Source organism: Dietzia sp. B19, from assembly GCF_014145155.1.
GTDB classification, from domain to species: Bacteria; Actinomycetota; Actinomycetes; order Mycobacteriales; family Mycobacteriaceae; genus Dietzia; species Dietzia natronolimnaea.
Genome location: NZ_JAALED010000572.1, coordinates 30,392 through 41,312 on the forward strand (window position 1 = coordinate 30,392; position 10,921 = coordinate 41,312).

Here is a 10,921-nt window from a genome sequence, read left to right on the forward strand (position 1 = left end):
CACTCTCCCCACACTCGGTAACAGGTAACCGGTATCGTTTCTTGTTACCTATGTTACCCCACGCACGTCCGCCGGGATAGCGGCACGCACTCTTGCGCTGAAATCCGGCCCGAGACTCCTCCTCGACACACTCTTCCCGGCCGCCGAGCCGCGCCCCACCGCGAGAGAGGCGGCAGCGGGGCCCTCCTGCCCGCTCTGCGGCTAGGGCCGACGCGCCCATGCCGGGGGCGAGCTCGCTGCCGGATTCGGTATCGCAATGCCCGCCACGCGTCGGCACCCCGACGGCGCACCAACAGCCCGCGGATCGGCCCTTCGGGAGTAGCGCCGTCAGCTGCGAGGGAAGCGATTGCGTCGCACGCTCGCGCTACGTACACTTTTACGTACAGGAGGTTCGACATGAAGACCATGAGTTACACCGAGTCCCGGGCGCGCTACGCCGAGGTCCTCGACGGAGTCACCAACGACCGCGAGGAGGTTGTCATCACCCGTGCCGGTCACGAACCCGTGGTGATGGTCTCCCTCGACGATTACGAGTCCCTGCGCGAGACCGCCCACCTGATGCGATCCCCGGCCAACGCCCGTCGGCTCCTGGATGCGATGGAAAGGCTCGAGGATGGCCGTGGCCAGGCTCGCGACCTGCTCGACGCCGAGGCTAGCGACCTGCTTGGCGCGGACTGACGTGCTGCTGGTCTGGGACGACAACGCCTGGCAGGACTACCTCTGGTGGCAACAACAGGACCGCAAGATCCTCAAACGGATCAACCTGCTCCTGCAGGACATCACTCGCAACGGCAATGAAGGAATCGGCAAACCCGAACCCCTCAAATACGATTTCGCCGGATACTGGTCCAGACGAATCACCGACGAACACCGACTCGTCTACAAAGTGACCGAAACGGAAGTCCGTATCGCCACCTGCCGCTACCACTATGGATGACCCCAAACCCGAAGTCCCGGACGACCGGGGCCCAGGTAGCAAAAAGCAATCGGCGTGAAGCTCCGACGAATGCGATCGCGTAGCGCACATATTTTTGATGCATACTGTGACCCTGCAATAACAGCCACCACAGTAGGGGGAAACAATGGCTCAACAATTTCAGGTGAGATACATCGACGATCTCGATGGAACCGACCTGGGCGAGACGTCGAACACCATCTCCTTTGCCTTTGAAGGCAGGGAATACTCCATCGACCTCAGCGATGACAACGCCCAGGCGTTCCGCGAGGCCGTAGCACCATACATCGAGGCCGGCCACCGAGTGACCGGAAACACGGCCAGGACGGCCCGCAAAAACACGACCACGTCTGGGGACACCAAAGCAATCCGCGACTGGGCCCGCAACAAGGGCTACGAAATCTCGGACCGCGGACGAATCCCCGCCGACGTGATGCAGGCGTATACAGCCGCCAACTAGATCGACAGCAGGGCGCCAACCAAAGCCAGAACCGACCCAGCCCGGACAGTCGAATAACCTGCCATGGGCGGTCGATGCTTCAGAAACGCGCCCTGGCCAGCAACAATGTTAACGCCGATAATAATGATTATGACAAGCCAACGATGCCGAGTTGTAGATTGTGCGAACTCGGCACCTCCCCGAATGGCTCGCAGCTCGTTCGAACTCGGGCTGCGCCTGACCTGCGAGCAGGTGCGCACCGCGCAGATGATCCGAGGTCTGTCCGATGTCGAACCCGGGCCGCAAACAGTATGCGAACGACTGCTCTGACCTGCGGCCCTTCACCAGGATTCGCATTTTCTGCGACACATTCGCAAATTCTGCGAAGCACATAAAAATCAGCCGGAACCCACACCCGCCCCCACTCCCAGGGCCGGCGTAAAGGAAGCCGTGCGCCATGGCGTCTTGGCCGGGCCACAGCCGGGAACTCGACACCTCGCAACCCGGCACTTGATCAGTAGATGTCTGCGTATTGCATCAGATGAATCATCCCCGGACCTTGAACCCTCCACCCGTGCGCGGATTCGAGGCCCTCCCCGACCTGCGCAATAACCCAACCCAGGACGGCGCATGGAGGTGTCTCGACCCGGACATCGTGCCTCTAGGCGGCCCGAAAAGCGATCCTCCACATGTCGTTGACCTGCGCGGACTACCGGACAGACTCGCCAGTTGCATCATCGATTCACTAGATGAGACGGTCTTTTCGGTGGTTTCCAATGCAGCTGGATCACTCTGACCAGGACGACGTAGTTTGAACCGTGCCGACTGCGGCGCCATCAGCTGGCGCTTCTAGCTGATGGCGTACGGCTGGTCCGACCAGCAATTGTCGTGCAGTCTGTATGGCCGCGGGGTTCTCCGTCGGCCTCCAGCGGGAAGGCGCGAATACGCACGGAGCCGATACGCAGAGCTTCCACCAAACGGTGCCGAGTTGCCCATCTCGCGAACTCGACCACTCCCCGAACTGCTCGCAGCTCATTCAAGTTCGGGCCGCACGTGACCTGCGTATAGGAGGACATCGAGTCGTTAATCCACCGCATGGTGGATGTCGAACTCAGGCCACTGACGGCATGGCGACTACTGCTCTTACCTGCGATTTTTCGTCTTGATTCGCATTTCCTGCGACTCTTTCGCGCATTCCGCGAAGCGCTAGACGATGGCTCGGAACGCGCAGCCAGACCTTCTTCCAGGGCTGGCCTAGGTGACCTGGACGCGTCGTAGCGTCCTGGACCCAGCCCGCGCCTGGAACTCGACACCTCAAAACCCGACACCTGATCAGTAAGCGCCCGAGACCACTCGCCCGAGCGGCGGTCGCGAGCAGACGATGCCGCCCGGTTCTTAGCGATACTCACCCGACACGGCTGCCGCACCGAGCGCACTGATCGCGTCGTGTTGGTTCCCGAGGACGAGGACCGACTCCCAGACTAGATGCACACCCCATCTTCGCTTGTCTTGGTACTAGCACCCAGGCCCAGCTGGCGTCGAGCCCTTCGTCATCGCGCAATAGCTGCAAGTACTATTCGCTCACCCGACTGTGCGATGGGAGGCCCCATGCCCGAGGATCATCTCACCGGGACCTCGTACCGCAACGGCGCCGGGATCACGTCTCTGGTTGCCGGCATCGTCGCCGCGCTAGCCTCTCTCGTGCCCTTCATCGGCGGCGCCATCCCCATTGCCGCCGCAGTGGTTGCCTTCGTATCCGGATGGATTGGCCTTGAACGCGTAGACCGAGGCGAGGCGTCGAACCAGCGCGACGCCGTCATCGGCATCAGCCTGGCGCTAGCCGCACTGTTCGTGGCGTTCCTGATCTTTGCTGCGACCCACAGCACCACATAGAACAACGCCGCACTCCGGTCGGCCCGGCTAAAATACCGCGCCTACCAGGACCGCTAACGAACCAGCAAGGTCTCCCCTGGGTTCATCCGGAGCGTGACTCTCTCGCCGCTGTCGGTGAAGCCGGTCACCTCCACCGGTCCAGATGGCCAGGCAACCTCCTTGCTGACCTTCACCCATGACTGCAACTCCTCGGAAAAGACCTCCGAGTGATAGCCGAGACCGTTCACGGTCCATCGCTGCTGCGCCAAACCTGGCCCCCTCGTCGGTGTGAGTCCCGGGTCGTGCGCGCCCGAGACGGTGCTACTGAAGATGTGAGACGGCCTCAAGTTAACCCGGACGACACGGTCGTCGGCCTTAGTCAGGCGCTGCAGGAGCTGCCAGGGCACTGGGGGTCAGGGCAGTTCTGCGAAGCGTTCGGTGTCGCGAACCTTGCCTGAGACGATGATGGTGTCTCCCGGGTGAAGGGTTGTGTCGGCGGCGGCGTAGGTGAAGCCCTCTCCTGGGCGCTTGATCGCCACCACGGTCACGCCGTAGTCCGTGCGGATGGCGGTCTGGCCGAGACTGCGATCCGTCGCGAACGCCGGGGCGGTGGTCTTGACCATGGCGAATCCGTCGTCGAACTCGATGAAATCGATCATCCGCCCGCGGACGAGGTGGGCCACCCGCTTTCCCATGTCGTGTTCCGGCCGCACGACGTGATGGACGCCGATCTGCGTGAGGATCCTGGCATGGGAGTTGCTGATCGCCTTCGCCCATACGTTGGGAACCCCGATGTTGATCAGGGCCGAAGCGGTCAGCAGACTGGCCTCGAGATCGGAGCCGATCCCCACCACCGCCCGGTCGAATTCGTGAACCGACAACTGACGCAGGGACTCCTCGTCGGTGGTGTCAGCCACCACCGCATGAGTGAGCCGGCTAGCGATCTTCTGGACGACGGTGTCGCTTGCGTCGATACCCATCACTTCTGCCCCCTGGGCCATCAACTCCAGGGCGAGCGATTTACCGAACCGGCCCAGACCGAGCACTGCCACGGCGTCCGGAGCTGATTTCCTAGCCAATGAGAGGCCTCTCTGCGGGAAGGTCGTACCGGCGGCCACGTTGCCGAGCGGCTAAGGCGCTGACCATGGTGATCGGACCGATCCGGCCCAAGTACATCAGCAGGATCAGTATCCACTGTCCCCACTCGGGAAGCTGCGCGGTGATGCCCGTGGACAGCCCGACGGTGGCGAACGCGGAAGTGACCTCGAACAGCAGCACGTTGAGCCCGAACGGCGTGCCCGCCAGGAGCACGATCGTCGAGACCATCACCAACCCGATTCCGATCAGTGCCACGGCCAGCGCCTGGCGTTGGACGCGGGTGTCCACGCGACGGTCGAAGATCGTGACCGACTTCTCGCCCCGCACCTCGGCGATCATCACAAACACCAGCAGAGCGAAGGTCGTCACCTTGATCCCACCGGCCGTGCCGCCACTGCCTCCCCCGATGAACATCAACACGTCGGTCACCAGCAGGGTCGCCTCGTCCATCTGGGCGTAGTCGACACTGTTGAACCCGGCGGTCCTGGGCATCGTCCCCTGGAACGCGGCCACCAGGACCTTGCCCCCGAACCCGTACGGCTGCAGGGTGCGGGTCCACTCCAGCACGAGGACCGCCGCGAACCCGGCCAGCAGCAAGATCGCCGTGACGTGCACGGTCAGGCGGGTGTGCAGGCTCCATCGCGGGCGCTCCCGCCTCTGCGCCGGGCTCTGGCGCAGGCGCCGCCCCACCTCGAACAAGACCGGGAAGCCCAGCCCTCCCAGGATCACGGCCACCATCAACGGCACACAGATCCACGGGTCGGTGGCGAAGCTGATCATATTGTCGCTGTACAGGGCGAACCCCGCGTTGTTGAACGCAGAGATCGAGTGGAACACCCCCAGCCACACTGCCCGCGACACGGGCTCGTCGTACCCGACCGCGAAGCGAACCGCCAGGGTTACCGCGATGACCGCTTCAATCAATACACTCATCCGGACTACACCGATGACGACATCGCGGACGTCCCCGAGTTCGGCAGCTCTGGCCTCGGCTGCAGTGTTCATCCGAGCCTTCAACCCGATGCGGTTGGCGAGCATCAGGCCGACCATCGAGGCCAGGGTCATGATCCCCAGCCCGCCGACCTGGATCAGCCCCAGGATGACCGCCTCGCCGAACCCCGACCAGTGAACAGGCGTGTCCACCACGATCAATCCGGTCAGGCACATCGCCGAGGTCGCCGTGAACAACGCCTCGGTCACACTCGTGCCACGGCCGGGCACCACCGCGGTGGGCAGCAGCAGCAGCGCCGTCCCCACCACGATCGCCACAGAGAAACTCAACGCCACGACCCGGGCAGGACTCAGGCTCGCCCGCCCCGCCAATCGCCGCATTACAGACGGTGACACCCGCCCACCCACAGTCACGAAGACAAACTGTAGACCTACCGCTCACCCACACGCAGCATCTCGACCTCCGGCCCCCGCCAACAGGCGAGCACAGTGGACGAGGCAGCATCTACGTGCTTAGCTCAGAGCCATTTTTTCTTTTTGAAGACGAGATACAGACCCAGTCCCATTATCAACATCAGAACCAACGCAAACGGGTAGCCGAGCCTCCAAGCCAACTCGGGCATGGTTTGAAAGTTCATTCCATACACGGTTCCCACCAGCGTCGGCGCGAACAAGATCGCTGCCCACGACGAGATCCGTTTGACCTCTTCGCTCTGCACGAGGCTTGACTCAGACAATCGTCGCATTTCGTCATTCTGGCGCTGACCAACCAGGGTGGCCTGCACTGTTAGCGCATTGTGCAGTAGCACCCGGAATCCACTGACTCGTTCGCTGATGCGGATCACATGGTCTTCCACATCGCGGAGACGCCGCTGCAACTCGTCGTCCATCGAGTACTTCTGCGCCCCCCGCTGCAACGCCTCGAGCATCCCCGCCAACGGATCGACCGCACGCTGGAATTCGATCACTTCCCGCGATAGCTCGTAGATGCGCCGAGAAACATCTGTGCGGCCAGAGAAAATTTCATCCTCGATTTCGTCGATATCATTTTCCAGACCGGCCACCACTGGGGCGTACTGGTCCACAACCTCATCGAAAATCCCGTAGAGCACCGCTTGCGGCCCCAAGCTCAGTAACTGGGGATCGCCTTCCATCCTTCGTCGGACCCGATGAAGATCGGGCGCTTCGGCCTGCCGGATCGTGACCACAAAGTCAGGCCCGACAAAGACATGTACTTCACCGAACTCGACTGATTCATCAGCGTCGATATAACGGGCCGGACGCAGGACCACGAATAGACTGTTCCCATAGCGTTCGAGCTTGGCTCGTTGATGACCGCGCAGGGCATCCTCCACGGCCAGCTCATGCAATCCGAACTCCTCGGATACCGCGTGGATCTCACCCGGATCGGCCCTGTACATACCGATCCAGGCCATCCCAGCGCGGCGTCGCATCAACTCGAAGGTCTCATCGAGGTCCACCGGGTCCGCAGTCCGGTGCCCGTTCTTGTACACCGCGTTATCTACCGTTGTCACAACTGCGTCCAAGGCTCTCGTCCAGGCGCTGACCTACCCCGCTGGCAGTCCGTACACCACCACGACCGTACCCCGCCCCTTGGGCCATACTCCCTGCGCCCGCACCGAAGTACGGGATACCGCCCGCCCCCAGGCGGACTCCGACAGCCCCGCCACAAGGCGGACGAGATCCAACGGCAGCTCAGCCGACCCACCCGGAAACGCACGGACTCTCGCCTACCCGGACCGGTTCACCACACGGACAGAGGGTAAGCCTCTCTGCATCGTCTAGAAGAGCGTGAACCTCCCCAACGTGATTCTCCCTGTGGTGCGGCAGGACTCTCGGCCGCGCTACCGCGATCAACCAGGCGCTCTCCATCGTTCGCCCATACGCGGCGTCTTCATAGAGCTTTTCGATAGCCGCGGTCGCAAATCGATGCTCATCGAAGCGTGTTCGATAGCTTGACTCGAGCTGCCTCTGGCCCATCCACATGGTGTCGGCATCGTTCCTGAAAGGCGCACCAAAGTACTGATTGTTGAAGATCAGATGCGGCCCGTCGTTGCTAGCTGGAACCTCGATCGCATACGCCCGCGGCACAACCGTGCTGACTGCGTGAACTCGCAGATCCAATACGGGCGGAGTAATGGAACTGAACGCGATCTGTCTCAGGGATTGCTGATACCTCTCATCGAGGGTGCCTGCGTCATGCCTCGAGGATGCCCGCTTGTCAGTTTCAAGCACGCCGTAAACGATGATCCCTCCCCCAGAGTTCGCCATCGCCGCGATGTCTTTATCGATGTCAGACTTTTTGAGATCGGACCGCTCGGGTAGCTGTCGCTTCCAGTCCAATTCAGCAGACTCTTCCACCCCTTCCGCGATCGCCTGGTTGAGCATGTCGCCAGAGATGGGCCCGGGTGGGGCGCCGACTGCTCGGTGAAGGGCTGTGAAGGTCATCAGCTGAACTTACGGGTCAGACGCCAGCGTTAGTCCCGCTCCGGCGCGGTCGAAAGGTCCCCTCTTGGTCGGGAGTCCGGTTGCGCACCTCAAATTGCCTGGTGGGTGACCGTCCTGCGGTCGAGGACAAGCCAGGTGTCTGGCGTCTCGCCCCCGCGGTCCGCACACTGCTCGGAGGTCGCGAACAGTGCACAGCAGTCGACCTTCTCGTCCACTGTTGACCGCCATAGGATGCCGTCGACCGGCCCCTCGGGGAGGCCGTAGCGCAGGAACTCCGTGATGATCTGGGTCGGGATGTAAGTGATCTCACTCTCAGTCGCGGAGCCACCTGGGCGGGTGGGTTCACGGATCGATTTGATGAACTCTCGCAGAAACACGGTTGCCGGCCTCCGGGACCTGTCCACCGTGTTGAACAGGGACGGGACGGACGGCGGTTTACGCAGATCGAGTACCCGCAGCTCACGGTGGAGAGCGAACTCACCCACGCTGAGCCCACTGCCGGGCTCGGCGTACTTGCTTACTTCCCCGACGGCGCCGGCACGTGTTGAGGCGCCATAGAACGCGCTGATCCCCGCCGCTGTCATCCGGTTGCTGCGCGCGTACTCCGACCGCGGTGGGCCGATGTCGCGGGCGGTGGTGAACTTCTCCTCCGCCTCGCCGACCCGCACGCGCCACCAGGTGCCACCGGCGGACAGGTCGATCACCAGATCGGCGAGTTGGACGGCTTTGATGACGGCGGCGGGAACCGCGTGCACCAGATGCATCCCCGGCTCGTCTTCGTCGGCAGGGTCGGGCAGCAGGAACGTGTAGCGGCGCCGCGTACGAACCTCCTCACGAAACCGGTCCCAGCTCCACGCAAGGCCCATACCCACCGGCGGCAGGGCCAGATCGCGGTCGCACCACTCGGCGGTATGGATACTCCCCGCGATCGCATGAATGACGGCGAGATCGCTGCTGACGTTGTGCTCGACGAGCAGATCCTCGGTGTCCTGCGTCGTGGTCTGATACCCGCCCTCGCTGGAGTCGTAGTACGCCTCGTTAATCGGGTCGGTGTACTCCTCCCTCAGACCGTCAACGACTAGCTCGAGGATGACATCGAGCGAAGCGGTGTCTCGGCCCCGACCGCAAAACGTGCACGGTCCGAGCGGGGTGTCAGCGGCGTGATGGACCGCCTGCTTAAGGATCGGTTCGTCGAGGCACTGCGGACAGACGACAGCATCGGAGCAGGACCAGCCCTGCTCGTCGGTCTGCATCACCATGCGTTTCGACATGCCCATCTCGAGATCATCCCGCGGCGCATCGTTCCGCGCGACCGAGAACGCCCCGGGTGCCGACGATGTACTCGGTGGACCTTTCCGGTCATGCCTCCGCACGATCAATGACGCTCTCATTTCCTTGGCCGTGAGAGATCACCGTCAGTGAGGATCCCGTCCCACTCAGGCGCAGGTCACCGACTCTCAGATCCTCTGTCAGAACGCCAGGCAACTGGCGACTAAATGTTCAGCACGCCAAGCTAGCGGTAGAGCGATTGCGCCCATCGAGGCGATCGCCTCGTGCGTTCAGGCTGCTGGATGGCTTCCGAAATGCTCGTCGATGGCCCTCTCTTCGCCCTCTCGTGACGGACCCTTCTGATAACTATTGTTCTTAAAGATCAAGCGCCACCAGAGGGCGCTTCAGGTAAGGGAAGTGGGCAGCTCAGATGGTGGATGTGCGTCTCGCGATACCGCCGGAAATTGCGGCAGGTATCGCGGCCGGGCAACTGGTCCGCAACGGCAGTGTTGTCCGCACCTTGGCTGGACAATTCTTCGCGTTCCTCGATGAAGTCGACGGTCCAACAAGCTCACCCGCTGCGGCCGGAGCTGTCGCATCCGTGAAGAAAAGCTCCGCCGCGGGCTCCTCCGCTGCAGACCGCGCTCTCGCATTGGCAAGAGCCAACCCGGTCACAGCCGGCGGTGTGGGCATCGCCGCAGCCGTCACGGTCGGCGCGGTCGCCCTCGCCGGTCGGGAAGCGCGGAGGAGGAAGGCCGCCAGCGATGAGAGCATCCGGCGCTTCTGGTCCGCACTGCAGCATTACGTCGTTCAGACGGGAGATGGGTCCGTCACGGGCGTCGTGATCGACGATCTCCAGGCCGCGTGGTCCGCAGTCCAATCCCTGCCAGGCAAGCGCCTGCGCGAGGTGATTACGAACCCGAACCTACTGATGTTGATGCAGCCGATTGCCGACTACACCAGGGACCTCGCCGCAGCGAATGACACCGAACTCCCCATCGATTTCTCCAGGAACCCCCAAGTCGTAGATCTCCAGAAGTACCTCGAACAGCAGAGGCAGATTCTGGACGGTCTAGGTGACACTGCCTGATCGCCCCGCTTGAGATGGCACGATTCTCGCCTGAAAGTCCAGCTCATGCCTGTCGCTGGAGTGCCCGGTAGAGGGTGGATCGACCCACTCCGAGATCTCGGGCGATCGCCGACGGCCCCTCCCCCGCCTCGACGCGGGCCCGGGCCTTTTCGATCTGCTCGGCCGTCAGGACGCGTTTGCGCCCCTTGTACTTACCCTTCGACTTGGCGATGGCGATTCCCTCGGCCTGGCGCTCGCGGATGATGGCCCGCTCGAACTCGGCGAACGCCCCGAGCAGCGACAGCATCAGGTCTGCCCGAGGATCTTGAGCGCCAGCAGCGTAGGTGGCCCGCTCATGGACGAACTCCACACTCGCACCCTTCGCGGTGATCTCACCAACGATCTGCTTGAGATCAACGAGCGAGCGCGCGAGACGGTCCATCGACGCAACAACCAACTCGTCACCATCTCGCAAGTACCTGATGCACTCTTCGAGCTTCACCCGATCGGCGCGCGAGCGAGCGGACTGTTTCTCGATATAGACCCGGTCGCACTCCCCCACCGCCTCGAGCTGACGCGCCTCGTTCTGATCCGCGGCCGACACCCGCACGTACGCCACCCGCTGCCCACGAGGGCGCGAGACCCGGCGGGCGAGCTTCGGACCTGTCTGCGGCGGTGACTTCCGCTCGATGATGTTCTCCGAGTCCGTCGACTCCACCCGAAAGTTCCAGCCCAACTCGTCCCGGCGACGGAATCGAGTCCGCACCTTCCCACGGCTGACGATGAGCACCTCCTCGCC

Annotated in this window: 12 protein-coding genes; 6 read left to right on the plus strand and 6 right to left on the minus strand. The window is 62.8% G+C overall.

The window, feature by feature from the left end:
* Nucleotides 1-396: 396 nt before the first annotated feature.
* From G6020_RS15925 to G6020_RS15940, 5 genes are all read left to right on the plus strand, one after another.
* On the plus strand, nt 397-678 hold the full coding sequence (locus G6020_RS15925; protein ID WP_069388805.1) for a type II toxin-antitoxin system prevent-host-death family antitoxin: 282 nt from the start codon (nt 397-399) through the stop codon (nt 676-678).
* Between the two features lies 1 nt (nt 679).
* Entirely contained in the window at nt 680-937 is a 258-nt protein-coding gene (locus G6020_RS15930) for a Txe/YoeB family addiction module toxin (protein WP_017836491.1), read from the plus strand.
* Nucleotides 938-1,082: 145 nt separating this feature from the next.
* The gene (locus G6020_RS15935; RefSeq protein WP_095719436.1) at nt 1,083-1,415 is read left to right on the plus strand and encodes an Lsr2 family protein; all 333 of its coding nucleotides are present in this window, start codon (nt 1,083-1,085) and stop codon (nt 1,413-1,415) included.
* Nucleotides 1,416-1,598: 183 nt separating this feature from the next.
* Nucleotides 1,599-1,724, plus strand: coding sequence for a hypothetical protein (locus G6020_RS17465; protein WP_277815297.1), 126 nt, complete (start codon nt 1,599-1,601; stop codon nt 1,722-1,724).
* Nucleotides 1,725-3,002: 1,278 nt separating this feature from the next.
* Entirely contained in the window at nt 3,003-3,287 is a 285-nt protein-coding gene (locus tag G6020_RS15940) for a hypothetical protein (RefSeq protein ID WP_182611273.1), read from the plus strand.
* A 392-nt stretch (nt 3,288-3,679) separates the two neighbouring features.
* On the opposite strand, the gene G6020_RS15945 is transcribed toward G6020_RS15940, so the two are convergent.
* The 5 genes from G6020_RS15945 to G6020_RS15965 form a co-directional block, all read right to left on the minus strand.
* Nucleotides 3,680-4,318 (minus strand): NAD-binding protein, encoded by a 639-nt coding sequence (locus G6020_RS15945; RefSeq protein WP_182611302.1) that lies wholly within the window; start codon nt 4,316-4,318, stop codon nt 3,680-3,682.
* 19 nt (nt 4,319-4,337) lie between these two features.
* Entirely contained in the window at nt 4,338-5,696 is a 1,359-nt protein-coding gene (locus tag G6020_RS15950; protein ID WP_182611303.1) for a potassium transporter TrkG, read from the minus strand.
* 137 nt (nt 5,697-5,833) lie between these two features.
* Nucleotides 5,834-6,850, minus strand: a complete 1,017-nt coding sequence (locus G6020_RS15955; RefSeq protein ID WP_182611274.1) for a magnesium and cobalt transport protein CorA — start codon at nt 6,848-6,850, stop codon at nt 5,834-5,836.
* A gap of 181 nt (nt 6,851-7,031) precedes the next feature.
* The gene (locus G6020_RS15960) at nt 7,032-7,784 is read right to left on the minus strand and encodes an ATP-binding protein (protein WP_182611275.1); all 753 of its coding nucleotides are present in this window, start codon (nt 7,782-7,784) and stop codon (nt 7,032-7,034) included.
* 89 nt (nt 7,785-7,873) lie between these two features.
* On the minus strand, nt 7,874-9,061 hold the full coding sequence (locus G6020_RS15965) for a HEPN-associated N-terminal domain-containing protein (RefSeq protein ID WP_182611276.1): 1,188 nt from the start codon (nt 9,059-9,061) through the stop codon (nt 7,874-7,876).
* A 677-nt stretch (nt 9,062-9,738) separates the two neighbouring features.
* Between G6020_RS15965 and G6020_RS15970 the strand changes: the two genes are divergently transcribed.
* A complete protein-coding gene (locus tag G6020_RS15970) occupies nt 9,739-10,143 on the plus strand; it encodes a hypothetical protein (RefSeq protein WP_182611277.1) in 405 nt (134 codons plus the stop codon).
* A 43-nt stretch (nt 10,144-10,186) separates the two neighbouring features.
* On the opposite strand, the gene G6020_RS15975 is transcribed toward G6020_RS15970, so the two are convergent.
* Nucleotides 10,187-10,921: recombinase family protein (locus G6020_RS15975; RefSeq protein WP_241732775.1), on the minus strand; the 735-nt coding region annotated here is incomplete at its 5' end.